This is a genomic window from Alkalilimnicola ehrlichii (assembly GCF_003399765.1).
Taxonomy (GTDB): domain Bacteria; phylum Pseudomonadota; class Gammaproteobacteria; order Nitrococcales; family AK92; genus AK92.
The window spans coordinates 1-25,781 of the sequence record NZ_NFZV01000019.1 but is presented as its reverse complement, the minus strand read 5'-3'; the positions used below and the strand labels follow the sequence as shown (position 1 = coordinate 25,781).

Below are 25,781 nucleotides of genomic sequence, written 5' to 3'. Positions count from 1 at the left end.
AAGTAGCATGAAAAAGCTTCATTTAGCATTGGGCGTGGCGGACATAGAAGCTACCGTTGCCGATTATAGTCAACGTTTCGGGCAAGCGCCCGAGCTGGTGATTGCGGGTGCCTACGCATTGTGGCGGACGGATACGTTGAACGTCTCGGTGCGCAAAGTCGCGGAGGAAGACGCCGGTAAGCTTCGCCACCTGGGCTGGGAGGTGGCGGGTGCCGAAGCCTTTACTAGCGATCTCGACTGCAACGGGATCTTATGGGAGCAGTTCGCTGCCGAGCATCAGGCGGCCGAAATCAAGGACGCTTGGCCGGAGGTGAGCTATGAGCCCGAAGCCTGAGCGCTTTTATCTATTCGGCTGCGGCGTTGTCCGCAGATAGGGTTTCAGTTCTTTCCAGCCCTTAGGGAAGAGGGCCTTGAGTTCTTCTTCGCTCTTGATGCTGGGTAGGATGACGCATTCGTCGCCCTGCTCCCAATCTGCCGGTGTGGCTACGCTGTGACTGTCGGTGAGTTGCAGCGAGTCGATCACCCGCAGTATCTCGGCGAAATTGCGTCCCGTGCTGGCTGGGTACGTGATGGTGGCGCGGATCTTTTTGGCGGGATCAATAATAAATACTGCTCGAACCGTGCCGGTGGTACCGGCGTTCGGGTGAATCAGGTCGTAAAGTTCGGCGACTCTGCGGTCATGATCGGCGATGATCGGGAAATCTACGGCCTGACCTTGGGTTTCTTCGATATCGCTCATCCATTTATGGTGCGCTTCTACGGGGTCGATGCTTAATGCGATGACTTTCGTATTGCGTGCTGCAAACGCTTCCGACAGCTTAGCCGTGCGGCCTAATTCGGTCGTGCATACGGGGGTGAAGTCGGCTGGGTGAGAATACAGCACCGCCCAGTGATCGCCGATCCAGTCATGAAACTGAATCTTGCCTTCGGTCGAGTCCTGTATGAAGTCCGGTGCGGTATCTCCTAAGCGTAAGGACACAATCGAGCCTCCTGGTCATTGCGAAATTCCCAGAGTCGACATGGGGGCGGAAGCAGGGAAATCAGCCTCTGTGTCATTCGTTTGTCATCCAAAACGGGTAGAAAGGACGGCTAACATCAGAAGGAGGCGACTGTGACGGCCGATACCGCCCTTCCCTTACACATTCGAGGTTTAACCAAAACGTTCGGCGATGCTGCGGCCCTTGTCGAGCTCGACGTTAGCGTCCCTCAAGGTCAAGTTCTGGCATTACTAGGTGCTTCGGGCTGCGGTAAGACAACCTTGCTCCGCTGTATCGCCGGCCTTATGGCGCCGGATGCGGGAGAGATTCTGATTCAAGGCCAAGTCGTTGCCGATCGGAATCGCTGTTTGCCGCCGGAGCGCCGTAAGCTTGGGATGGTGTTTCAGGATTACGCCCTATGGCCGCACATGACGATCGGCGAGAACCTGGCGTTTCCCTTACACATGCAGGGGCTTGGGCGCAGCGAGCGCAGTCGACGGATTCAGTGGGCCCTAGAGCTGGTGGGTCTGGGCGGGATGGCCGGGCGCAGTCCCGATACGCTCTCGGGCGGGCAGCAACAACGGGTCGCGTTGGCCCGGGCCGTTGTCGGTCAGCCTCGTTTGTTGTTGATGGACGAGCCCTTATCGAATCTCGATAAAAGCCTGCGCGAGCAGCTAGCCCTTGAAATCCGCACCTTAATCGACGAGTTGGGGCTTACCGCGGTGTTCGTTACCCACGATCAACAGGAAGCCTACGCCTTGGCGGATCGGGTGGCGGTCATGCAAAAGGTCGCATTGCCCAACTGGCTGCGCCGGAAAGCCTTTATAACGCCCCGGCTTCGCCGGACATCGCCCGCTTTCTGGATGCCGGCACCTTGCTGGAGGGGCAGTTATTACACCAAACCCTATTGCTGGGCGGGCAAGCGGTCGAGATTTGCCCCCAGTACGCTCACCAAGGCCCAGTCCAGGTTTTGTTTCCCCGGCGCGGCTTAAGTTTGGATGCCGAAGGGCCGATTAAGGGCAGCATTAGCCAGCGTGTGTTTCAGGGCGAATACTATGCGGTGCGTGTTCAGTTGGAAAACGGGCCGCAGCTAAAAATGCAAGTGTCGGACTGCCCGCCGGTGAATACGCCGGTACGGGTAAGTATGAACGCCGAGGCGCTCTGCGCCTGGTCTAGCGACGGCAGTCCGATTGACATCAAGCTCAAACCGCAACCGTTCGCGATTCCGGCATAACGGATAGTACAGCGCCGGGCGGGCTGCCCGGCGCTGCCTCTTACTCTTATCGAAATCTTCCCGAAACTGTCATAAGCCCGTAGCAACGCCCTTCTAGGCTGGCGGCTCCGATGAAATCCCGAAGAGGATCAAACAATGAAACGCCTAGAAAATGTCCTGACCACGGTAGTGGGCGGGCTGCAACAGTTATTGTCCACCTCAACCCGTTCGGTTCGAAAACCGCTTGGTGTGTCTATTCTAGCGGTCAGTTTGGGTTTGAGCGCGGTGAGCGTCCAGGCTCAGAGTCTTACCGTCTATTCGGCGGGGCCTAACCGGCTGATTGCCAACCTGGCGCGTGATTTTCAAGCCGAAACCGGTACGCGGGTCGAGGTATTTCAAGGCACGACCGGGCAGATTCTGGCCCGGCTTGAGGCCGAGCGCGCGAATCCGGTGGCCGACGTGTTGATTTCCGCCTCCTGGGATTCCGCCGAAGCGTTGAAAGAAGCGGGCGATTTGCTGGCCTACACGCCCGCCGGCGCCGAGCAGGTGCCGGATTCTTTACGGGACAGTCATTACATCGCGCAAGGTGTCGCGGCCTTGGCGTTGGTATGGAATAGCCGCAGCGATACGCCAAAACCCACCGACTGGAGCGATCTCGCCCGTGCCGAATACCGTAATGAAGTCACGATGCCGGATCCGGCGCAAAGCGGCGCTGCCTTCGAATTGCTGACCGGGCTACTGACCGCGCTCGGCGAGGAGCCGACCTGGGATTTGATGCAGTCGCTGAGGGCGAACGGAATGGTCGTTCCCGGCCCGAACGCGCGGGCGCTTAATCCGGTATTGCAAGGGGCGAAGTCGGCGGTTTTCGGGGCGGTGGATTATATTGCCCTAGGCCAGCGGGCAAACGGGGAAGCGATTGAGGTGATCTTCCCGACCAGCGGTACCGTGCTCGCGCCGCGGCCGATGATGATCCTTAGCTATAGCCGACAGCCCGACCAAGCCAAAGCCTTTCTCGATTTTATGCTGTCGGAGCAGGGGCAGCAGCGCGTTGCCGAAGCCTATTTGATGCCGGCCAGAAGCGACGTTGAAGGCTTGCGGCCAAGCTTGTCGGCGCTCAACGTCATCGATGTCGACAGCGCCGAGATGACAGCGCAGCGCGAGCAGATCTTACGGCGTTTTCGGCAAGTCATGAGTCAGTGAGCCGATGAGTAGGGTTGCCTCGACGTTTAAGCGTGGGGTCGGTAGCTTATCGGGGCAGTCGGTCATCATGGCGATTGCGCTGTTTGGCCTGCTCCTGCTGGTGGGCTTGCCGTTGCTGTTCATAGCGCTACAGGTGGTCTTCCCCGGGATAACCCGGGGCAGCCTTGAGGCCCCCTTTAGCAGCTTGCAACCGACGCTTGCCGACCCCGAACTGCTGGTCCTTATTGGGAACACGCTCCGGCTTGGTTTGGCGGTGGTGCTGGTTGCCGCCGTGCTGGCGGTGCCGTTGGGTGCCTTGCGGGCACTGACCCGCGTGCCCGGCGGTGCCGTCTGGGATCTGATCTTCCTGATACCCTTCATGATTCCGCCCTATATTGCCGCGCTGGCTTGGGTCATGACCCTCCAGAACCGGGGCTATGCCGAGCAGCTAGTCGGCATTAACGGCAACGACTTTTTATTCTCCTTCTGGGGCATCGTGATGGTGATGACCTTGAACGTGTTCCCGGTCGTGTACTTCGCCGTTTCGCGTACCCTAGTTGCCGTTGGCGGTCGTTTCGCCGCCGTCGGCCGGGTATGCGGGGCGCGGCCTTCGGTTGCCTTGCTGCGGATTACCTTGCCGTTGGCGATTCCGGGGCTGGTGGCGGGGTTGCTGCTGGTGTTTGCGCTAACCATCGAGGAGTTCGGCACCCCGGCGACGCTGGGCGCGCAGGCCGGCTTCCACGTGTTAGTGACCGGCATCCACCAGCGCTTTTCCGATTGGCCTTTGGATATGCCCGGTGCCGCGACCTTGAGCGTCTTGCTGGTCCTGCTGGCCATGGGCGCCTTTTATCTCCAGCACTGGCTGGCCACACGGCGTAATTACGTCAGCATCAGCGGCAAACCCGTGGCTTTCGATCCGGTTGAGCTAGGCCCTTGGCGCTGGTTGGTGTTGGCTTACTTCGTTGCGGTCGCTGTGTTATCGGTCGCCGTGCCGCTATTGGCGGTGCTGGCAACTTCCTTAACCGCCACCCTATCCGGCGGCCTGGCTTGGGATAACGTCTCGCTACGTCACTTCGAGGCGTTGGCAAGCGACCGCGACGGGGCATTAAAGGCGCTCGGAACCAGCCTCGGCCTGGCGGTGGGCGCTGCGCTGCTGACGGGTGTATTGGGTGCGTTGGTCGGTTATATGGTGGTGCGGGCGAGCATTAAGGGCAAACGGCTGCTGGATTTGATGTCCTTATTGCCGAACACGGTGCCGGGGATTGTTGTCGCGGTCGGCCTCATCCTGGCCTGGAACCAAAGCTTCTGGCCGGTAACGGTCTACAACACCAGTCTTATCTTGCTGTTGGCGTACAGTTGCTTATTGCTGCCGTATCCGGTTCGGTATTGCTCCGCGGCCTTTCGGCAGATGGGCGAGAATCTGGAGGCGGCAGCGCGCGTGGCGGGCGCCGGTTTCGCCCAAGCGTTCGTCCGGATCATCCTGCCATTGCTGGCGCCTAGCTTGGCGGTGTCGATGCTCTTGGTGTTCGCGATTGCATCGCGTGAGCTGGTTGCTTCGTTGATGGTGGCGCCAGCCGGCATGAGTACCGTGTCCACCTTTGTGTTCAATCAGTTCGAGCAGGGTTCGCCGGGTGTCGGCATGGCCATGAGCGTAGTGGCGATTTTCACTACCACTGCGCTCCTGGTCGGACTAACGGCGTTTAGCCGCAAGAAATTGCCGGTGGCGATGTAGCTGTAGAGCCCGGCGCCGCGCCGGGCTCGCCGTCGAATAAGCCTGCAAAACGCGCCAGAGCAGCGCGCCGATGGGCATCTACCGCATTGCTTAACGGTAGCAGGCGCAGTGCTTGGAAAGGCGGCCGTTTGGCCGCAATGTCCTGCCTTGCGGGCATTAACCAAGCATCCGCCGCGCTGCGCTGACCGGCCTCCGACAGCAGATAATCGATGAGCTTGCGAGCCTGTTCGGGCGAGCGAGAGGATTTTAAAATCATCATCGGGCGCGGTGCGATCACGGTGCCGCTATGCGGGAAAATGACCTTCAGGGGCGCGCCCTTTTCGCTGTGGTTGTAGGCAATGTAGTCGACACAGCCGAAAACGGCCGCTTTTCGACCGCGTAAAACCGGGGACAACGCTTGATCATTCGCGGCTGCGAGGGTCATGCCGTTATCTCGTAGCTGCGTCAGTAGGTTCCAAGCTGCGTCGCCCATGGCATCCTGCAGCCCGAGTAGAAGATCCAGCGAAGCACCCGACAGACTCGGGTCGGGGGTGGTGATGCGATGCCGGAAGGCAGGTTGCGCGAGGTCCGCCCAATCCTGCGGCTCCGGCGTTCCGCTACGGCGGTTCCAGGCGATGCCGAGTGCCGAGAAGGCTTGCGCGATATAGGTCGGTGTTTTGAACGCGGCGGGCACGGTTGCGGCTGCTGGGCTCTCGTAGGGCAGCAGCCAGTCGCGCTTATCGAGCTCGATGGCGAGATCCCAAGACGCCGAAATAAAAACATCCGCCCGCGGGTTATCCGCTTCCGCCTCCAGACGGGCGAGCACTTTACCCGTAGTCGCTTGAAACAGATTGACATCGATATGGGTCGCGCTGCAAAATCGGCGATCAACCGCTTCATCAAACTGCCGGGGCCGGCGGCGTACACATTTAAAGCGCGCTCGCGCTGCGTAGAAACAGAAAACATTGCTTTATGTTCACCCCTCACTAGAAAAGGCAGGGGCCGTTTGAGCCCCTGCCCGATGGCTCCTGTTGTGTTACAGACGGTGGCGAAGGCCGACGATGAGGCCGAACTGATCCTCGCCCGGGTCGACGTTTGCGCCGTAACCGCCGCCTATCACGCTCACCGACGAGCCGCGGTCGTTGGCCGCGTAGGCAGCGTTGGTATAAAGCGTGGTGCGGCGACTAAAGTCGTACTCCTTGCCGACAACGAGCAGAGTCGGTCGCTGCGATTCGCTAGCATGAGCGGCTGGGCAGCTGGCGGCGTTGAGATTGCTGCACACCGTTCCATCCAGATGAAACGCCGCGAACGACAGGCGCGAGGCGGGCGTAATCTCGAACTGGGTGCCTAGCCAATACAGGTGGCTGGTGAGTTCGCGATCGGCTAGCTCTTGTTCTAGCCAGCGATAGCCGCCGTAGAACGTCAACGGATTGAGCTTGAGGGAAACACCAGCCACGGCCCGGTCCTCCCGGTTGTCGCTGCTGGCGCCGTTTGCCGGGTTGTTGGCATGTTTGCTGTGATAGAGCAGCGCCATGTCCAACGCGCCTGGGTTGTAGCGAATGCCTCCGCCGGCCATGCGGCCGAGCTTGTCGTCGGCCCAGTCTTGGTCGTTGTTCCAACCGAAGCTGTAATAGCCTGCGACGGTTACATCGCCCAGGCGGTTTTCATACTTCACCGCATTGTCCATACGGTCGGCGAACGCTGGGTCGATTCGCTTGATGGATGAGAAGTTGGCATTAACGAAGGGGTTGTATTTATTCATCCAGGTGATCATCTGGGTGTTTTGCCGCCCCAGCGTGATCTTGCCCCACTGGCGGCTTTCCAGAGCGATATTGGCCTGCCGACCGAATAAGCGCTGGTTGCCGGCAGGCCCCTGCAAGCTTCGGCCGTCGGTGGAGTTAACTCCCCCTCCAGCACCGCCATCGCGCGCAGGTCGTCGCTGATGTTCTCCACCGCGCGCACGCCCCAGCGGGAGCCGGTTAAACCGCCGTGGGTGAGACCGAGCTGGTCCTCGCCGTCGGGGCCGTTATCGAGATAGTGAAAGCCGACATCCAGTATGGCGAAGAAAGTGACGTCGTCGGGGAAGGCCGCTTGTGCGGGCGTTGCCAATAGCGTGGCTAAGCAGCAGCTAGCCGCCGCCGCACGGAGACGTAATCGCATTGTTTATATCCTCTTTGGGATTTCATCGGAGCGACTACCGTAGCCGGCGGCAATGACACTTTAATGATGTTTTCGTGGCTTTCTACTGACGGTGGTGCCGAGGCGACGACGTAAACGGAAACGGGTTGTCCGTTGTTTTTGCTTGGTGCCGTCGACGCTAATGCGAGAAATAAGCGGGCAAAACAATAGCTGCGTGTTAAATCTGACAAAATGTCACGAAATAACTGGCTTAGGAGAATTTATTAAAATAACAAAAGGACTAGTTGCCTGCTGTTTCTGCGGGAATTGGCGTGTTTTCTTAGCGCAACGCGAAGATTTTCTGTCCGCAACGATCCGTAGTCGAAAATGATTGTTTGTCGAGCATACGTTTTCTTACATTGCGTGTATTATATCGTCCGAACATGTCAGGGCATGCTCGAAATAACGAACAACTAATAGAGGAATATTTTCGATGTCGGCATCGCGTTTTTGTTCCCTCGTCCTTCTGGGCGCGCTGGCATTGCCGCACGTGGCGGCGGCTTCCGATCACCGCTTGGAACTTGGCGGCAGCTACCAACGAGTAGAGCCGAGTGCCAACGACCTCGACGATTTCGATGTTTGGTCGGTAAGGGGTACGTATTACTTCGCGCCGGTGCGCAACGCTGCTTATCCGCTTGCAGAAGCCGCTTTCATGGAGAGGGCAAGCAGGGTGAGCGCTAGTTTTTCGCGCGCCGACCCGGGAGACGACGAAGCAGATCTTTCGCAGATAAGTGCGGGCTTTTATTTCGATCGGCTCCTGCTTTTGGCGAGCTTATCCTACTTTGACAATGCTTGGGGGAACGAAACGGATTGGAGCGCTGGCGTTGGTTATGCGCCCATCGACGGTTCTTTGATTTCGGTCGAATATTCGGATGCCGACGACGGTAACTGGCACTTACGCGGTAAGTGGGTTTATACCGGCTGGGGTGCGCAGGCGTTGAATCTTACCGCCCATGCGGATTTCATGGAGCACTACGATCAGTACGGTTTAGGTGCCGATTTTTATTTCAACCGAGCCATCAGCGTGGGAGGGGCGGTCTATTATCGGGACTACGACTCCGGACCGTCGGATACCATTCACGAGGTTCGCGCCCGCAAATTCCTCACCCCTGCACTGGGCGGCGGGGTGAGTTATCGGACGATGGATTCGCAAGATGCCTGGTCTATCGACGCCGTGCTGCGGTTTTAATCGACCTCGCCGTGGACGCGGCCGGTTCTGGATCAAGAGTCGGCCGCGTCCTTGTCAATGCCGATGAGTAGTTGCAGACCGGTTCCGAGCGTGCCGCGCCAATGGTAGTAGTCATGGCCGCTGGAGTAGTCTCGGTAGTGCACCGGGTAGTCGAGTGCGCGTAGCACATCGCGTAAATGCCGCGTGGTTTCCAGAATGCCGGCGTGGTTCGCACGGTGGGTTTCGAAGCGGCCGGCTTCCAGATAAAAACGTAGCGGTTTACGCGGTGCGCCAATGAATTGCCGTGCTAACCAGCCTGCTTCGCCACCGGAAACACCGGGTTCGCTGCCCGGAGCCCACCAGAACGATCCGGATTGGCTCAACACATTTCCAAATAGCTCCGGGTGCGTAAAGCCGGCGTAGGTGGCGGCTAGCCCGCCGTAGCTGGCGCCAGCGATCACCGTGAGCCCGGCATCGGCGTAAATGCCTTGCTCGCGTGCCCACGGCATCAGCTCGGCGGCGAGGAAGCGGGCGAAATCCGGATTCGGGGGGAGTTCGCGGGAGCGGCTTTCGCGGCTGGGGTTGTCGATGAGAATCGCCGCCGTGGGCGGGATTATGCCCGCTGCAACCATATTATCGAGAATGGTTGGTGTGGGGACTTCTTGCAGGTAAGCCTCGGCATCGAATAACACGAGCAGCGCATTGCCTTCCTTGCCGGGCCGATAGGTGGCGGCGCGGTATAAGTAAATATTACGCGTATTTCCCAGGATGTCGCTTTGCAAGCGGTGTCGCACCAGTTCGCCGGACGGCGTGTCTGCGCGCGGTTCGACCCAGGGCTGCGAGGGTGCATCCGGCAGTTCGAGAACGGATCGGGCGTTGAAACGATCTGCCGCCTGTGCGGGAAAACGTCGTGGGTTGAGGGGATCGGCCTGCGCCGTGGCGAGGATCGCGCGCCGTCGAAGGCGTGCGGGGGCATCCAGTTCGGGTACGTCCGGCGCTAGCCGGTAGCTGAGTCGGGTGCTGCTGGAAGTTCGATAGGTCTTAAACCAGACATCGGAATCGGCTAAGCGTTGCAACGCATCGTGATCGTTGGACGGGCCGCCTAATAGACGGACATTATGGCGAGCGCCGCGCCACAGGAAAGTCACCAAGCGCTCGTCGTCGTCGAGGTCCGGGACGGTTTCCGAGGATTCGATCAGCGGCGTGCCTTGGCGCTCGATTTCCTGCCAGAAGCCTTGGCTGTCGCCGCCTTCGGCCAAGGTCTTGGCGAGGGCACGAAGGCGCGGGCTGGCAAGCTCCGATGTCGGCGGTGTCTGCGCTGCTAGCGGAACGATCTCTTCGATGGCCAGCCGATACGCCCCGCTTTGCTCGGTTCGGATCTCCAACGTATAGGGCGATGCGTCGCCGGCAACAAACATAAACGGCTGCACCTCGCCTTGGCCGGATGCCAATTGGCGGATATGCTTTCCCTGGGCGTCGCGTAAGCGTAGATGCAGGGCCGTGCCTGCCAGCGCCCCCCGAACAAAATCGCCTTGGGCAAGCGTCAGTACATAACGGCCGGTTGCTTCGGCGTCCAGATAGCCTTTGCTCGATTGGCCCGCCGTTAGCGCGGTTTCGCTGGCGGCGAGGCTTAATGGGAATATCGTCATGGCTGTTGCTGCCAACAGGCTCTGTAACCGGTGCGAAATCATCATGTTGTTACATCTCGGCAGTTAACGAAACGAAATAACGCCGACCCTCTTCGTTGAAATCGCTGACCAGTTCCCGGTTATCGCCTTCGTCCATTAGGTTCAGAACGCCGGCGCGGACCGTGAAATGCTGGGCAAACCGATAGGCGGTGCTTAAGTCGAACACGCTGTAGCCGGACTTTTGAACTCTATTTTGCCCGTTCTGCGGGACACTAATGTACTGATTGCCGGAGTAACGCGCCGTAGCGTGGGCGGACCAACGCGCCGTTGGGCGCCAGTCGACGTTAGCGTTGGCGGTATGGCGCGGTCGGTACGTGAGGGGCAAATCGCTGTCGCCGCTTGTGTTCTTAGCGTCTGTATAAGTGTAATTGGCACGCAGCTGCCAGGCGGGAGATAGCGTCCAACGGAGACTGCTTTCGAGGCCCTGGGTTTCTACGCTGGCTATATTCTGGTACGCGAAAATCGGCCGACCGTCGGGAAGAAAACCGACAAAGTTAGGAAACTCGGGGGCGAGATCCGGATTGGCGGTGCGGCTGCTGATATCGATCATATCTTTCAGCGTATTGTCGAATACGGTGAGGCCGCCGCCCCAGCGCCCGAAGTCGAACTGTAGGCCGAGTTCTTTGCTGGTGCTGGTTTCGGGGTCGAGATCTCTATTGCCGATGATGTAGCAACCGACCGTGGGGCTGCCGCAGGAAACCGAGCCCCAGTTGGGGCTGTTCTGTAGTAGCGTCGGCGCCCGAAACGCTCTTGCCCAACCGCCTTTAAGGCTCATCGAAGGCGTGAGGTGGTAAACGGCGTAAATGCGCGGGCTGTTATGGCTGCCGTAGTGTTCGTGGTGATCGAGTCGGGTGCCTAGCGTGAGCATGAGTCTGTCATGCAACCAGACTTCGTCCTCTATAAATATCGCATAGTGGTTAACTCGCGCTTCCGGATTATCGCTATGCCCAGGAACGCCCGGCATCCCTGCAAGGTTAGTTGGGTCTCTCAGTTCTTCTCGCCGTAGCTCGCCGCCTACCGTAAGCAGTTGGTCGAAAAGATTGAGCGGTAGGGTCGCCTTGCCGGTCGCGGCAATATCGGTGGCCCGGTTTGGATTTTCTCCGCCACCGACCGCGCCGGTAAGATTGCGCGTGGAGTCATAGCTTAAAGTGATGTCGGTGTGTCCGAAGTCGAAGTCGCCGGCATGGCGCAGCGAGGTTGCTTCCCGCGTCAACTCAAAGCCTCGGTGGTCGCGCTCGCTGCGGCTGTGGTCGAGGTCGACCTCGTGGCTTTCTGTCGGCGTCCACGAAAGGCGCGCCGACAAGTGGCGGTTTTCGATGCGCGGAAAGCCTGGTAGGGCCGTCCCGTTGTCTTCCGTCGCCTCGTTTACCGCGCCGTCCGCCTTGCGTTGATCGTACCCTGCGCCCAGCCGCAGCCCTAGTACATTCGGAATTAATGGCCCGCTTAAGCTGACGCTAGCGGCGCGCGTGTCTCCCGCTGCGCTACGTTCTTGTCGAACGGCATCGAGCTTGACGGAGCCGCGCCAGCGATCGCCGACTCTGCGAGTGATGATGTTGATCACGCCGCCGATGGCATCCGAACCATAGAGGGAAGACATCGGCCCGCGTACCACTTCGATGCGTTCGATTTCGGCAATGGGCAGCCAGCCGGTGTCGTAGTCGTTGCCGCGAAACATGACGTTGGTGGAGTCGACGCGCTTTCCGTCGATCAACATGAGCGTGTAGCTCTGGTCGAACCCCCGAATCTGTACCCCCGGTACCGAGTTACCGCTACGAGAAAGGGTTATGCCTTCTACGGTTCCTAGTAGTTCGGCAAGTTCTTGCACGGGCCGTGCTTCGATATCCTCGCGAGTAATAACGGAAATGCTGGCAGGTGCATCGCGAAGCGTTTGCGCAGCGGAGGAGGCGGTGACGACAACCGTGTCCAAGGCCTGGGGCGAGTCGGGCGTTTGAGCGCTCAGCGAGAAAGAGCATAGGCCGAGCAGTAGCAGCGGAAAACAGTGTTTCCCAGTCATTACTAGGATGCGGTTAGGCACGTCGGAGAACCCTTACTCAGTTATTTAAAGATAATAATTCTCATTTGCGGTAGGTTATGAGTATGCTGTGGCGAATACCTCTGCGGGAGAAAGAAAAATGTTTGTGCCAGAGGCTGAGTTAGCTAAAACCGCGAACTTTGGAGAGCGGCGCATTTCGTGCGCCGAGCTGTTGCGACGCCTCGATGCGGTGGCACAGGATTACGTATTCGAAGGCGCTTTGGTTGAGCGCGAACAAGCGGTTCTCAGTGGGCATTTCGAGACGGTTTGCTTGCGTCCCGGTTTAATCCTGCATTCCGCAGCGGTGCGGGATTTGTGCGATGTGCATACGCACAACCGCTTGCAGCCAGGCATCAAGATTTTGGTTGTGACCGGAGGGTTGACCGATGTGGCGTTCGGCAATCGTCGCTTTCGACTGGGCACGGGCGGCACAGAAGCGGCGTTGGTCAACCTAGCGGAAGAGGAGCGGTTCAGCCGTCGCTGGCAACGTGGACGAGAGGAGCGCAAGATCAGCTTGACGCTGACCCAGGAATGGTTGGCCGAGATCGGTCTGGACGAAACGGCCGACAGCGGCGGTTTCCTAGCGTTTGCCAGGCAGCATTTAGCTTTTATGCCTTGGGCGGTATCGGCTCGGGCGCGCAGTTTGGTTCAGCGTCTGCTTCAGCCCGCGGTCTATTTGCCCGGCTTGCAGCGACTTTACTTGGAGGCTCATTGCGTTGAGTTGGCGAGCGAGGCGTTAGCAACGCTGCTGCCACCCGTTTCGACCAGCGACAGGCTGCGCCCCGGAGAACGGCGCCGCTTGCAACGCCTAACCGAATTACTGACCAGCGACGAAGTTCTGGGGATGAGCGTTGCCGACATCGCACGGGCTGTTCACAGCAACCCGTCGTCGCTACAAACGTTGGCGCGTAAAGCATGGGGGCGTACCGTGTTTGAGCAGCTGCGGGAAATTCGTCTGAATAAAGCCCGTCAAGCCTTGTTAGACGGGCATACGGTGGCCCATGCCGCGGAGGTAGCCGGTTATGCCTCGGCAACGAATTTTGCCACGGCATTCAAACGTCGTTATGGGTGCTCGCCTCGTCAATGCTATTGAACAAAAGCGCTGCCTTTAAAGAGGTATGGGCTATTGAGCACTGCTGGCGCATTGCACCACAATGGCGAACCAAAAGCGTGCATGCGCACTAAGTTGGTTCATTTTTCCGTGCCGGTGCAGTGCCTGAACTAAGTTAGGGCATGATGCTAAAGTGCCTGCTAAAGCGCTCGTAGTGCCCGCCACGACAGGCTTTTTTTGCCCTCGCCGCACTCTTCTCGACCGAGAGAAACGCTTATTTCCTTCCTGGCACGCTCTTTGCTCCCTCCTTTGTATCCGCAAGGAAGTCCCACGTGATCAATGGCGCTCACAGGGCCTAAGCAGGCTCGGGACCGGCGAATCGGGCAACGGCGCCCTAGAGGTCGCATCCTTGCTTAAAAGGAAACGCAAAACAGCATTTAGATCGTGACCGCCAAGTCCCGCAACGGGCGTGGGGCGAGGGGTCGGGTCAGCGTTTCCTTCACGAATGAACACCAGGCAAAGGCGCCTGGAGTTGCGAGAGTACTCGACAGCTCCAGGCGCCTTTTTGTTTTTTGGCCAGGCCCCAGCGGCGGCTTCGACTGAGGAAAGGCTATGACTGCTAACGACACCCGGAACAAGCGCGACACCCTGGTTGTGATCGGTAACGGGATGGTCGGGCACCATTTCGTTGAGCAATTCATCGAGCAAGGCGGGCTCGATCGATACGATGTGCACGTGTTCGGCGAAGAACCGATGCGTGCGTATGACCGCGTCCACTTGTCCGAATACTTCGGTGGTCGCGACGCCGAATCGCTTGCTATGTGCGAGGCGGACTTCTACGAGCGCGACGGTGTAAATCTGCACTTGGGCGCGCAGGTGGTGGAGATCGACCGGGCGCAGCAAGAGGTTGTTACCGCCCAGGGACGCCAGCCCTACGACCAGCTCGTACTGGCTACCGGTTCGTACCCGTTCGTACCGCCGATTCCTGGCGCCGAGGGAAATTCCCGCCTGGTTTATCGGACGTTGGAAGATCTCGATGCGATTCGCGCCGCGTCGGCCGGTGCGCGGCGCGGGGTGGTGGTCGGCGGCGGCTTGCTCGGGTTGGAGGCGGCTAACGCGCTCAAGTCTCTGGGGTTGGAGGCGCACGTGGTGGAGTTTGCACCGCGCCTGATGCCGGTACAGCTCGATGCCGAAGGCGGCGCCGCACTTAAAGCCCAAATTGAGGCATTGGGTGTCTCGGTGCATGTGTCGCGGGCGACGCAGGCGATCGTCGCCGGCGAGGAGTATGCCTATCGCATGAATTTCCAAGACGATGAGTTCCTGGAAACCGACATCGTCGTCTTCTCCGCCGGCATCCGTCCGCAGGATGCGCTCGGCCGCCAAGCGGAGCTCGAGATCGCCGAGCGGGGCGGCGTCGTGGTGGACAACCATTGCCGCACCAGCGACTCGAACATCTTCGCCATCGGCGAGTGCGCTTCCTGGAACGGCAGTATCTTCGGCCTGGTCGCGCCCGGTTACACCATGGCACGTTGCGTTGCCGCCCAACTCGCGGGCAAGCCATGCGAGGCTTTCACCGGCGCCGATATGTCCACCAAGCTAAAGCTGCTCGGTGTCGATGTCGGCTCCATTGGCGATGCCCACGGCGCGACGCCGGGCTCGGTCAGCTACCGCTTCATCGACGAAGCCAACGCCGGCTACCGCCGCTTGGTGATCTCGCCGGACGGCAAGCAAGTTATCGGTGCCGTACTGGTGGGCGATAACAGCTACTACGACACGTTGCTGCAATATGCACAAAACGGCATCAAGCTGCCGCAAGATCCGTCCAGCCTGATCATGCCGGTATCCGACGGCGCCCCTGTCTTGGGAGCCGACGCGCTGCCGGATACGGCAACGATCTGCTCCTGCCATAACGTCAGCAAGGGGGCGGTGTGCTGCGCTGTGGACGAAGGGTGCACCGATCTGGCCGAACTCAAGGGCCAAACCAAGGCGGCAACCGGCTGCGGCGGCTGCGCGGCTTTGCTCAAGCAGGTTTTCGAGCACGAGTTGACCGCGCGCGGTGTCGAAGTCGATAAGAGCCTGTGCGAGCACTTTCCCTACACCCGCCAAGAACTCTACGGCATCATTCGCGTCGAGGGCATAGAAACCTTCGACGAGCTGCTGAAGACTCATGGCCGCGGCCACATCGGCTGCGATATCTGCAAACCGGTCGTCGGCTCCATTCTCGCGTCCTGCTGGAACAAACCGATTACCGATCCGGCGTTGGTGCCGTTACAGGACACTAACGACACCTTCATGGCCAACATGCAGAAGAACGGCACCTACTCGGTCGTACCGCGGGTGCCGGGCGGCGAGATTACGCCGGAGAAGCTGATCGTGCTCGGCGAGGTGGCAAAGAAGTACGACCTCTACACCAAAATCACCGGCGGCCAGCGGATCGACCTGTTCGGTGCCGAGCTGCATCAGTTGCCGGACATTTGGTCGGAGTTGATCGAAGCCGTTCGAACCGGCCACGCCTACGGTAAGTCCGTGCGCACGTGAAATCCTGTGTCGGCAGCACCTGGTGCCGCTACGGCGTGCAGGACAGCGTCGGCATGTCGCTGGTTCTGGAGAACCGCTACAAGGGCCTGCGCTCGCCGCATAAGCTCAAGTTCGCCGTTTCCGGCTGCACTCGCGAGTGTGCCGAGGCGCAGAGCAAGGATGTCGGCGTGATCGCCACCGACAAAGGCTGGAACCTGTATGTGTGCGGCAACGGCGGCATGCGTCCGCGCCACGCCGAGCTGTTCGCTACCGATCTCGACGACAAGACCTTGATCCGTTACATCGACCGCTTCCTGATGTTCTACATCCGTACCGCCGACAAGTTGCAACGTACTTCGGTGTGGCGCGAGAGCCTGGAAGGCGGGCTGGAGTATCTCAAGGAAGTCATTATCGACGATAGCCTCGGTCTGGCCGAGGAGCTAGAAGCGCAGATGCAGCACGTCGTCGATACCTACGAGTGCGAATGGGCCAACGCCCTGCAAGATCCCGAGAAACTCAAGCGGTTCCGCACCTTCGTCAATGACGAGCGCGGCGACCCGGACATTCACTTCGTTAAAGAACGAGGCCAGCGCCGACCGGCGCGCGCCTCCGAACTGCATCTAATTCCCGTTACCGAGGAGGCCCTCTAATGAGTCAAGCCAACGCCGTACGTATGTCATCCGCTCAACTTGCCCCCCAGCCGGGGCCGTGGCAGGTACTTTGCAGCCGCGACGATCTGGTCGCCAACTCCGGCGTCGTCGCTTGGTTCGACGGCGCCCAGGTGGCGCTGTTCTACCTGCCCGAGACGGAGCAGGGCGAGCAGGTCTTCGCCATTGAAAACCGCGACCCGAAATCCGGCGCCAACGTCATCGGTCGCGGCATCGTCGGCCGGATCAAAGACGAGTACGTCATCGCCGCACCGCTCTACAAGCAGCACTTTAGTCTGGAAGACGGCCGCTGCCTGGAGGACTCGGAGCAGTACTTGCGCGTGTGGTCGGCCCGTTTGAACGGCGATTTGGTCGAGATCGCCGCCTAAACCCGCCTGCATAGCGGCGCCGGCCGTCCCGGCCGGCGCTCTGCACCGCGTTGATCGATGTTATCGAGCCCGCCCTTTGGCGACGGGTAGGGGTTCTTTTGCCCTGGGCTTATGAGAGAGAAGTGACGTTATGTCTTACTTAATGCCTTCAGAGTTTGTGACCAAAATGGTCGATGCTGGCGAGTCCAAGCTGTTTATGGCCACCCGCGATGCCTTTCTCCGTGCCTTCATGGCCGGCGGCATCCTGGCCCTGGCCGCCGCTTTTGCGGTGACTATATCGGTGCAAACGGGCTCGCCGCTGATCGGTGCGCTGTTATTCCCGGTCGGCTTTTGTATGTTGTACCTGCTCGGCTTCGATTTGCTCACCGGGGTTTTCGTGCTCACGCCGCTGGCCTGGTTGGACCGCCGCCCCGGCGTAACGATTAGCGGTATCCTCAAGCACTGGGGCGTGGTGTTCATGGGTAACCTGTTCGGCGCCATTACGGTGGCCGTGTTCATGGCGATTGTATTTACCTATGGTTTCTCTACGCCGCCGGACGAGGTGGGCGTGGCGATCTCGGAAATGGGTAAGGACCGGACGCTGGGCTATAAGGAGTTTGGCGCCGCCGGCATGCTCACCGTGTTCATCCGCGGCGTGCTGTGTAACTGGATGGTTTCCCTGGGCGTGGTCGGCGCGATGATTTCCACCACCGTCGGCGGCAAGGTCATCGCCATGTGGATGCCGATTATGCTGTTCTTCGCGATGGGCTTCGAGCACTCCATCGTCAATATGTTCCTGTTCCCCTCGGCCTTGATGATGGGCGGCGATTTCTCCGTCTGGGATTACATGATCTGGAACGAAATCCCGGTGGTGTTGGGCAACCTCGTCGGCGGCTTGACGCTGACCGGCTTGACCCTGTACGCGACCCACGTTCGCACCGGCGCCAAGCGCGCACTTCAGTAGTAGCCACTACGCGGCCGCCGCTTGTGCCGGCGGCCCGCTTTGGAATTCGCATGTCCAGCTCCTTGACCGTCTCCATTGGCCAGTACTCCGACAAAGGCCGCAAGGAAACCAATCAGGATTTTCACGGCGCCTATATTCCCGAACAGCCGCAGCTAACGACCAAAGGCGTAGCCATTGCCCTGGCTGACGGAATTAGTAGCTCTACCGTCAGCCACATTGCCAGCGAAGTGGCGGTTAGCAGCTTTCTCGCCGACTATTTCTGCACCTCGGAGGCGTGGTCGGTGCAGAAATCGGCCCAGCGGGTACTGACCGCCACCAACTCCTGGCTCCACGCGCAAACCCGCCGCAGCCAGTACCGTTACGACAAGGACCGCGGCTACGTCTGTACCTTGAGCGCGCTGGTGGTGAAGTCCAATACCGCGCACCTCTTCCACGCCGGCGATGCCCGCATCTACCGCCTGCGCGGCGGCGATCTGGAGCAGCTGACGAATGACCACCGGCTGTGGGTGGCGGAGGATAAGAGTTACCTTAGCCGTGCCGTCGGTGTGAGTCCGCAGCTGGAGATCGACTATCTGACGACGCCCATCGAGGCCGGCGACGTCTTCCTGCTCGCGACTGACGGCGTTTACGAGCACGTCAGCCCGCGTTGTATGGTTACCATCGTCGACGAGCACGCCGACGACCTGGATGTAGCGGCCAAGCGCTTGGTCGATAAGGCCTACGAGCAAGGCAGCGACGATAATCTCACCGCACAGTTGCTGCGTGTCGATAGCCTGCCGGAGCAGAACGCCGACGAGTTTTATAAGCAACTGACCGAGCTGCCTTTCCCGCCCGACCTGCAAGCCCGCGCCGTCATCGACGGCTATGTGATTGTCCGTAAAGTCCATGCCAGTAGCCGCAGCCACGTCTATCTCGCGGTGGACGGCGAGCACAACACGCCGGTCGTTATAAAAGCGCCCTCGGTCGACCTACGCGAGGACCCGGAGTACCTCGAACGCTTTTTGATGGAAGAGTGGATCGCCCGGCGGATTAACAGCCCTTATGTATTAAAGCCCTGCGAACAGACTCGCAAACGCAGCCACCTCTATATCGTCACGGAATACATCGAGGGTCAGACGCTGGCGCAATGGATGATCGACAATCCCAAGCCGGACTTGGAGACGGTGCGGGGTATCGTCGAGCAGATCGCCAAGGGCCTGCGCGCCTTCCATCGGCTGGAGATGCTGCATCAGGATCTGCGGCCCAATAACATCATGATCGACAAGACCGGCACGGTGAAAATCATCGACTTCGGCTCCGCCAGCGTCGCCGGCCTGCGCGAGATCGCCGCGCCCATCGAGCGTAGCAACCTGCTCGGCACGGCTCAGTACACCGCGCCGGAGTATTTTTTGGGCGAGGTGGGGAGCCCGCGTTCGGATTTGTTCTCCCTGGCGGTGATTACCTACCAAATGCTAACCGGCAACTTGCCCTACGGCACCCAGGTTGCCAAGACGCGCAGCAAGGGTGCCCAGCGAAAACTTCGTTACAAGCCGATTCTGGGCGATGAACGCGCCATTCCGGTGTGGATCAACGACGTATTGAAAAAGGCACTGCACCCCGACCCCTACCAGCGCTACCAAGACCTCTCCGAATTCATCTTCGAACTGCGTCAGCCGAGTAAGGCGATACTCAATAAAACGCGTCCGCCCTTATTGGAGCGCGATCCGGTACGCTTTTGGCAAAGTGTCTCCTTAGCACTTGCAGTGCTGGTGATCGTCCTGTTATTCAGGAGTTGAACCGGCCGCAGCCGTTCGGCGCGGCCGCAGGTGTAAAGGAGAACCTATGAAATCGCTGGCATCGGCCCTGGCGTTGAGCATTTTGATTGTATTCGCCGCGCCGTCCGCCGCGGCCTCGCCCAAACAGGAAGGCGACCCTACCATCGGGCTTGCCCTGGGCTCCGGCGGTGCCGGCGGGCTAGCGCATATTTCCATGCTGAGGGTGTTCGAGGAACTCGACACCCGGCCCGATCGTATTGCCGGCACCAGCATCGGCGCGATTATCGGCGCGCTGTACGCGGCGGGCCTGAGCGCGGATGAAATTCACGCCATCTTCGAGGAGTTCAATGGCTCCGAGTCGCAAGTGATCTTTCGGCTCATGCGCCCCTCGGCGGAACTGACGCTGATCGACCTCCTCAACATCGATCTGGCCAACGGCGGGTTGATCGACCCCAGCGGCTTTATCGACTTCATCGCCGGTCGGGTCGAGGCGCGCAGCTTCGACGACTTGGAAATTCCGCTGGTGGTCGTCGCTACCGATTACTGGAGCGGCGAAACGGTGACGATCGACGAAGGCGACCTGTTCTCGGCCATCAAGGCGAGCATGGCAGTGCCGGGGCTGTTCAAACCGGTGGTTAAGGGCGACCGGCTGTTGATCGACGGCGGCACCTCCAATCCTTTGCCGTTCGATTTGTTGCAAGGCGACTACGACCTGGTTGTAGCCGTGGACGTCTCCGGCAGCCGAACGCCGACAGACAGTACCGAGGCGGAATGGCTGGATTTGCTGTTCGGCACCTTTACGATCATGCAGCAATCGATGATCGCTCACCGCCTGGAGCGAAACGGGCCGGATATCTATATCAAGCCGAGCAGCTCCAATGTCAGAATGCTGCACTTTAACCGCATCGAAGCCATTTTAGAGCAAGCGGAGGAAGCGGCTGACGAACTCAAACAGGAGCTATCGCGCCGGCTGGCGGCGACGCCCCAGTAAGTCGTCGGACGGGGGCTCACTTGAATCTCTCCGGCCCGCACCAATAGACGATAAAAGACACCGGCAGCGGGGCATTGCGGATCGTTCGCGTCGGGATGGTTACAGCGGCTAAGCTGTATCGTGCTGTTGTGCTACGCAGTGCCGCCTTGCAGGGCTTACGTTGCGACAGGGGCGCCATGGCACCGGGGCATCCAGCCGATCGGCTCGCCCGCTCTATCTGTTGGTTGGGTGGGACCGCTTTCTTTGTCAGCACCATATCGGTGTTGTTGTGGCCGTTTTATGCCGGGGCCTACGATCCTTTTCTCTTCCCCTCCTTATCGGCAGCCGCTGCGTTGGGAGGCTGTGCCGCCGCGCTCTTGCTCAGCTACCCGGCTTTGTCGCGGCCGTGGCGAAGGCGAGCCGGGCGCTGGGCCGCGGCCTTCGCGGCGACGGTAGCGCTGGTCAACGCGCTGGCGCATGCTGGGGGCTTTACCATCTCGCCCTGGCTGCTAATGCCCCTGGGCACTATCAGCCTGACCTTATTGCTTGCCGCGGCCGTCGGCTTGTTGAACAGCCGGCAGCTTGCGTTAGCGGCGCTGAGTCAATTGGCCGCCTGGCTTGGGTTCCTGCTCGCCTTGTTTGTCTTTACGGGGTATCTCTACGGCCAAGAAATCCTGTTTCACTTAGGCGCTTACCGGCCGGTGGCCTTACCGGTGGCGGTTTCCGGGCTGCTGGTAGCCGTGGGTACGATTTTGGCAGAGCCGGTTTATGGCCCCACGCGCCGGATTCGCTCGCAAACCACCGGCGGCAAAGTGCTTTGGCGTTTGTCGGTGCCGACGATCGTGTTGCCTGTCGCCATACTTTGGTTGGTTTATCAGGGCGAGGCACAGGGGTGGTACAACCACATCTTCGCTTTCTCCCTGGCCAGCGTATTGTTGATTGTGGCGATCGCAGCCCTTCTTATCCGCCAGGCCGCCCTGATGGACCAGGCCGAGATCGCGGCTCGTGCCCAGCGTCGGCAGTTGGCCCGCACCGTTGCCGACTACGAGCAACTGGTCGAGAGCGTCGCCGATTCCGCCATTTACATGCTGGATGCTCGCGGCGACATAACAAGCTGGAATCGCGGCGCCCAAGCCATGAGCGGATATCGGCCGGCCGAGGTGCTCGGCGTGCCTTTTTCCCGTTTCTGCTCGGCGGGTGTATTAGCTACCGATCCTGTTCGCCTGCTCGATCAAGCCCGGCGCGACGGCCATGCCGTCTCGGAAGGCTGGTGCCGGAAGCGGAACGGCCGTGCCTATTACGTTCTAACCGGAATGACTGCGCTGCGCGACGACGATGGTAGCGTGCGCGGCTTTGCTGTCGTTACCCGCGATATAACCGATCGCCGCGAAGCCGAGCAGGCGGTGCGGGAAAGCGAGCGCCGTTTGGAGCTGGCGGTAGAGGCTGCGGAGCTTTATCTGTGGCAATACGATCCTGCAAGCGATGAGTTCCGGCAAGAAGAGCGAATAGAGATAGCCTTGGGGTATGCCCCAGGGGAGCTTGGGCATAGCCTGGAATGGTGGTTAGGCTTCGTGCACCCTGAGGATTATCAGCGGGATTACCCTCTCTGGCGGGCTTTCCTGCGCGGCGAGACGGCGTTCTTTCTCGCCGAATTTCGAATTCGCCACAAACAGGGTCAGTGGCGTTGGTTGCAAAGTCGGGCGAAAGTAACCGAATGGGGCGAGCAGGGAACGCCTGCGAAGGTCATGGGGGTGATGCTGGACATCACCGAGCGTAAGGAGGCCGAGCTTACCTTGCGCGCTACCGAAGCAAAGTTGCAGTTGGCAGCGAACATTTCCGGTTTGGGGGTCTGGGAGTGGAACCGCCAAACCGACGAGATTTACTTCTCCCCGGAGTGGAGGCGGCAGCTTGGCTGCAACGAGCAGGATTTGCCTAACCGCATGGATGCCTGGTTGTCGCGGTTACACCCCGACGACCGCGAGCGGGTTATCGAGCGCCTGCGCCGCTGCCGCTGGGGGCCGGAGCCACCGTTCGAACTGGAGTATCGGATTCGGCATCGCGACGGCGCTTACCGCTGGATTGCCCTGCGAGGGCTGGGAATTATCGACGAGACCACGGGCAGCGTTATCCGCGTGACCGGCACGGCGGTTGACGTAACCGAACGCAAAAGGCACGAACAGCGCATTCGCCACGAGTCTCAGCGCGACAAGCTCACCGGCCTGTTGAATCGCGTATTACTGGACGAGTTCGCCGGTCCGTTACTGGCGACGGCGCGTCGTAACGGCGGCCGGATTGCCGTGCTGTTTGTCGATATGGACCGTTTTAAGCCGATTAACGATACCTACGGCCACGATGCGGGCGACGCGGTCCTCAAGGAGGTGGCGCAGCGGTTAAGCGATAGCGTCCGCCGCGGTGACTTGGTGGGGCGAATCGGCGGCGATGAGTTTGTGGTCGTCCTCTCCCAGGTGCAGACCGACGAGGACATCGCTAAAGTCGCTCAGCACTGCGTGGACAATCTTGCCCTTCCTTACCGTTTCGGAGCGCACGAACTGTATACCTCCTCAAGCGTTGGTATCAGCGTCTACCCTCGCGATGGGCAAGACATCGATGCGCTGATTACTTGTGCGGATCGAGCGATGTACATAGCCAAGAAATCCGGCCGCAATCGGTTTCGATTCTTCACCGAGCAAGCCAATCAAGCGCTAGAGGACACGCTGAAGTTACGTCGGAGTATCCACGAGGCAATCGACCGCCGCGAGCTGGCGCTGTTCTATCAACCCGTGGTCGACCTCGACGTAGGGAAACTCCTCGGTGTCGAGGCGTTGCTACGGTGGCCGGGTTCGGGTTTGGCGCCGGATGTGTTTCTGCCGGTAGCCGAGAAGGCGGAGCTGATGCCGGCGCTAGGCGCCTGGGTGATGAAAGAAGCGTGCCGACAACAGGGCGTTTGGCGCAAACAGGGCATGCCGGCATTTCCCGTGAGCGTCAATTTAAGCGTTGCGGAACTGCAAACGCCGCAGGTGATGGAGCGTCTTCAGGAATCGCTCAGGGCCAATGGGCTTGCCCCCGGCGATCTCCAGCTTGAGGTGAACGAGTCGGCGGTTATTCAAGCGCCGCCGGAGGTTCGGCAAACGCTAGCGGCGGTGCGGGCGACTGGCGTGAAAATCGTGCTCGATCGCGCGGGGCCCGCGAGCCTGGACCAACTTGGCGACCTGCCGGTGGATATTCTCAAAGTCGACCGGGCGCTTATCCGCAGGCTGGGCGACGATGTGGGCAGCCTGGCGGTGGCGGATGCCTTAAGTGCGTTCGCCACCGCCAGGCAGTTGGAGTTGATTGCCGAAGGCGTGGAAACGGCCGAGGTCGCCGAGCGTCTGCGACAACGGCATTGGCACCGGAGCCAAGGCTTCCATTTCGGTAAGCCAATGCCGCCGTCGGAATTCGAGCAATGGGTTGCTCAGCGTGCCGCGTGAATCGTCCTGGGGCGCAGCCCCAGGACGGTATGCTCAAGCTTCGACGGGTTTCCGTGTATCGATCGCCTCTTGCTCTCGGTCGCCCGCCTGTTGCCGTTTGATCCGCTTGATATCCTGCTGAATGAGCAGGGAGATCGCGAAGGCAATCAGAATCAATCCGGTAAACAGATAGAACACCGGAATATAGCTGCCGGTACGCTCGTAAATCTGCGACACCAACAAGGGGCCGAGAATGCCGCCCATCGACCAGGTAGTGAGCATGTAACCGTGAATGGCGCCGAGCTGTTTGACCCCGAACAAGTCGCCGATAAAGGCGGGTAGATTAGAAAAGCCACCGCCGTAGCAGCTCACCACGATCAGAATCAACGCCTGGAACAACAGCACGTTGGTAATGCTGGGCAGCGAGATAAAGGCGATGATCTGCAGAATGAAGAAGAGCATGAACACGGTCGGCCGGCCGATGTAGTCTGACGCTGCCGCCCAGGCAAGCCGGCCGCCGCCGTTAAACACGCCCATGATGCCCACCATGGTAGCCGCCGCGGCCGCCGATAGGCCCACCACCTCCTGCGCCATCGGCGAGGCGACGGAAATCATCATGATGCCCGCCGTGGTGTTGATCAACATCATCGTCCACAGCATCCAAAAGCGCCGGGTGCGCACCGCCTCTTTTGCCGTGCACTGGGTAAGGTCTTGCGGGAGCTTTTGCTGGCCGGTGGCGCCGTTGCTTTGCATGCCGGCCGGCAACCAGCCTTGCGGGGGAGGGGCGATGTAGGACGCGCCCAACATCATGAACAGGAAGTAAGCGGCACCCAGTACATAGAAGGTGTTAGTGATGCCGATACTCTCCATCAGGCTGGCGGCAATGGGGGCGGTGATCAAGGCGCCGGCGCCGAAGCCCATGACGGCCATGCCGGTCGCCAGCCCGCGCCGGTCCGGAAACCACTTAACCAGGGTGGAAACGGGTGAGATATAGCCAAGGCCCATCCCCAGGCCGCTCGCTACCCCGTAGGTGAGCAGAAACAAGGTCGATGAATCAAGCGCCACCGCCACGCCCGAGCCGGCTTGACCGGCACCGAACAAGAGTGCGGCCAGCATAGCCGATTTACGCGGGCCGTTACGCTCGACGAAAGTGCCGAAAAACGCTGCCGCGATACCGGCAAGCGCCATCATGATAGTGAATGCCAGCGTAATCTCCGTCGTTGACCAGCCCATGTTGTGACGAATCGGGTTGATGTAGACGCTGTAAGCGTAGGCTGCGCCGATAGAGAGGTGGATCGCGATGGCGGATAAAGCGATCAGCCACCGATTTTTGGTTTGAGCCATCGTACGGACTCCTTCCGTGAATAGTGAGGAGCCTCGGCTGTTTGCTCACGCGCAAAGGCACCGCCTCCCGCTGATGCGAGCGGCGGATAGCGATAGTGTTGCGAGAGCCGCAGAACGTTAACGCGACGTACGGCGGCACAGTCGAGGCGGACCCGATAGCGCTTGCCATCGGGCCGATGACGGTTCGTTACGGGTTGACGCGGTGCTCGATGAGCTGATCGACAACGCCAGGGTCGGCCAGGGTGCTGGTATCGCCTAAGCTGTCCAACTCGTTGCAGGCGATCTTGCGCAGAATCCGGCGCATGATCTTGCCCGAGCGGGTTTTCGGCAGTCCCGGCGCCCACTGAATGGCATCCGGCTTGGCGATCGGGCCGATTTCCTGGCGTACCAGTTCGACCAACTCCTGCCGCAACGCATCGCTAGCCTCAACGCCGCTCATCAGCGTCACATAGGCATAAATACCTTGGCCTTTCACATCGTGCGGGAAGCCGACCACGGCCGCTTCGGCGACTTTCTCGTGCAGCACCAAAGCGCTTTCCACCTCGGCGGTGCCCATGCGGTGGCCGGAGACGTT

The 25,781-nt window shown here is 60.0% G+C and carries 21 protein-coding genes and 1 pseudogene; 14 read left to right on the top strand and 8 right to left on the bottom strand.

Annotated features, from left to right (window positions below):
* The first annotated feature begins 7 nt into the window (after nt 1–7).
* Nucleotides 8–334 carry a VOC family protein gene (locus CAI21_RS16145; RefSeq protein ID WP_181919476.1) on the top strand — a complete coding sequence of 109 codons (327 nt, stop codon included), beginning with the start codon at nt 8–10 and terminating at the stop codon, nt 332–334.
* A gap of 6 nt (nt 335–340) precedes the next feature.
* Here CAI21_RS16145 and CAI21_RS16140 read toward each other — a convergent pair whose 3' ends face one another.
* Complete coding sequence (locus CAI21_RS16140) at nt 341–979, bottom strand: peroxiredoxin (RefSeq protein ID WP_116303238.1); 639 nt, start codon at nt 977–979, stop codon at nt 341–343.
* A gap of 132 nt (nt 980–1,111) precedes the next feature.
* Here CAI21_RS16140 and CAI21_RS16135 point away from each other — a divergent pair, with 132 nt between their 5' ends.
* The 4 genes from CAI21_RS16135 (at nt 1,112) to CAI21_RS16120 (ending at nt 5,101) form a co-directional block, all read left to right on the top strand.
* The gene (locus CAI21_RS16135; RefSeq protein ID WP_116303237.1) at nt 1,112–1,969 is read left to right on the top strand and encodes an ABC transporter ATP-binding protein; all 858 of its coding nucleotides are present in this window, start codon (nt 1,112–1,114) and stop codon (nt 1,967–1,969) included.
* 2 nt (nt 1,970–1,971) lie between these two features.
* Nucleotides 1,972–2,211, top strand: a complete 240-nt coding sequence (locus CAI21_RS23280; protein WP_181919475.1) for a TOBE domain-containing protein — start codon at nt 1,972–1,974, stop codon at nt 2,209–2,211.
* Between the two features lie 135 nt (nt 2,212–2,346).
* Nucleotides 2,347–3,390 carry an ABC transporter substrate-binding protein gene (locus CAI21_RS16125; RefSeq protein WP_116303235.1) on the top strand — a complete coding sequence of 348 codons (1,044 nt, stop codon included), beginning with the start codon at nt 2,347–2,349 and terminating at the stop codon, nt 3,388–3,390.
* A 4-nt stretch (nt 3,391–3,394) separates the two neighbouring features.
* Nucleotides 3,395–5,101 carry an ABC transporter permease gene (locus CAI21_RS16120; RefSeq protein WP_116303234.1) on the top strand — a complete coding sequence of 569 codons (1,707 nt, stop codon included), beginning with the start codon at nt 3,395–3,397 and terminating at the stop codon, nt 5,099–5,101.
* Here the strand turns inward: CAI21_RS16120 and CAI21_RS16115 are convergent.
* The 3 genes and pseudogenes from CAI21_RS16115 to CAI21_RS24100 form a co-directional block, all read right to left on the bottom strand.
* Nucleotides 5,070–5,975, bottom strand: a pseudogene (locus tag CAI21_RS16115) (extracellular solute-binding protein); the annotation flags it as partial. The gene CAI21_RS16120 and the pseudogene CAI21_RS16115 overlap by 32 nt on opposite strands.
* 141 nt (nt 5,976–6,116) lie before the next feature.
* Nucleotides 6,117–6,959, bottom strand: coding sequence for a porin (locus CAI21_RS16110; RefSeq protein WP_220348554.1), 843 nt, complete (start codon nt 6,957–6,959; stop codon nt 6,117–6,119).
* Nucleotides 6,851–7,240 carry a porin gene (locus tag CAI21_RS24100; protein WP_220348552.1) on the bottom strand — a complete coding sequence of 130 codons (390 nt, stop codon included), beginning with the start codon at nt 7,238–7,240 and terminating at the stop codon, nt 6,851–6,853. The genes CAI21_RS16110 and CAI21_RS24100 overlap by 109 nt, the downstream gene beginning before the upstream one ends.
* Before the next feature lie 451 nt (nt 7,241–7,691).
* Here CAI21_RS24100 and CAI21_RS16105 point away from each other — a divergent pair, with 451 nt between their 5' ends.
* Complete coding sequence (locus CAI21_RS16105; RefSeq protein ID WP_116303233.1) at nt 7,692–8,447, top strand: putative porin; 756 nt, start codon at nt 7,692–7,694, stop codon at nt 8,445–8,447.
* Between the two features lie 32 nt (nt 8,448–8,479).
* On the opposite strand, the gene fes is transcribed toward CAI21_RS16105, so the two are convergent.
* On the bottom strand, nt 8,480–10,120 hold the full coding sequence (fes, locus tag CAI21_RS16100) for an enterochelin esterase (protein WP_220348549.1): 1,641 nt from the start codon (nt 10,118–10,120) through the stop codon (nt 8,480–8,482).
* 4 nt (nt 10,121–10,124) lie between these two features.
* The gene (locus CAI21_RS16095; protein ID WP_220348547.1) at nt 10,125–12,149 is read right to left on the bottom strand and encodes a TonB-dependent receptor domain-containing protein; all 2,025 of its coding nucleotides are present in this window, start codon (nt 12,147–12,149) and stop codon (nt 10,125–10,127) included.
* 97 nt (nt 12,150–12,246) lie between these two features.
* On the opposite strand from CAI21_RS16095, the gene CAI21_RS16090 reads away from it, so the two are divergent.
* The 8 genes from CAI21_RS16090 to CAI21_RS16060 all read left to right on the top strand — a co-directional run bounded on the left by CAI21_RS16090 (nt 12,247) and on the right by CAI21_RS16060 (nt 23,884).
* Nucleotides 12,247–13,239, top strand: coding sequence for a helix-turn-helix transcriptional regulator (locus CAI21_RS16090; protein WP_116303231.1), 993 nt, complete (start codon nt 12,247–12,249; stop codon nt 13,237–13,239).
* 570 nt (nt 13,240–13,809) lie between these two features.
* Nucleotides 13,810–15,735, top strand: coding sequence for a nitrite reductase large subunit NirB (gene nirB / locus CAI21_RS16085; protein ID WP_258868156.1), 1,926 nt, complete (start codon nt 13,810–13,812; stop codon nt 15,733–15,735).
* Nucleotides 15,732–16,364, top strand: a complete 633-nt coding sequence (locus CAI21_RS25115; RefSeq protein WP_258868155.1) for a nitrite reductase large subunit NirB family protein — start codon at nt 15,732–15,734, stop codon at nt 16,362–16,364. The genes nirB and CAI21_RS25115 overlap by 4 nt, the downstream gene beginning before the upstream one ends.
* Nucleotides 16,364–16,750 (top strand): nitrite reductase small subunit NirD, encoded by a 387-nt coding sequence (gene nirD, locus CAI21_RS16080; RefSeq protein ID WP_116303230.1) that lies wholly within the window; start codon nt 16,364–16,366, stop codon nt 16,748–16,750. The genes CAI21_RS25115 and nirD overlap by 1 nt, the downstream gene beginning before the upstream one ends.
* Before the next feature lie 130 nt (nt 16,751–16,880).
* Nucleotides 16,881–17,693, top strand: coding sequence for a formate/nitrite transporter family protein (locus tag CAI21_RS16075; protein ID WP_116303229.1), 813 nt, complete (start codon nt 16,881–16,883; stop codon nt 17,691–17,693).
* 50 nt (nt 17,694–17,743) lie between these two features.
* Complete coding sequence (locus tag CAI21_RS16070) at nt 17,744–19,468, top strand: bifunctional protein-serine/threonine kinase/phosphatase (protein WP_116303228.1); 1,725 nt, start codon at nt 17,744–17,746, stop codon at nt 19,466–19,468.
* A 46-nt stretch (nt 19,469–19,514) separates the two neighbouring features.
* Entirely contained in the window at nt 19,515–20,438 is a 924-nt protein-coding gene (locus CAI21_RS16065; protein ID WP_116303227.1) for a patatin-like phospholipase family protein, read from the top strand.
* Between the two features lie 74 nt (nt 20,439–20,512).
* Nucleotides 20,513–23,884, top strand: coding sequence for a sensor domain-containing protein (locus tag CAI21_RS16060; RefSeq protein ID WP_147305145.1), 3,372 nt, complete (start codon nt 20,513–20,515; stop codon nt 23,882–23,884).
* Between the two features lie 33 nt (nt 23,885–23,917).
* Here the strand turns inward: CAI21_RS16060 and CAI21_RS16055 are convergent, their stop codons facing one another.
* Together CAI21_RS16055 and CAI21_RS16050 are read right to left on the bottom strand one after the other, a co-directional pair.
* Nucleotides 23,918–25,207: an L-lactate MFS transporter gene (locus CAI21_RS16055; protein WP_116303225.1), complete on the bottom strand. Its 1,290-nt coding sequence runs from the start codon at nt 25,205–25,207 to the stop codon at nt 23,918–23,920.
* A gap of 187 nt (nt 25,208–25,394) precedes the next feature.
* Nucleotides 25,395–25,781 (bottom strand): AMP-binding enzyme (locus CAI21_RS16050; RefSeq protein ID WP_404840885.1); only part of this gene is annotated, 387 nt, incomplete at its 5' end.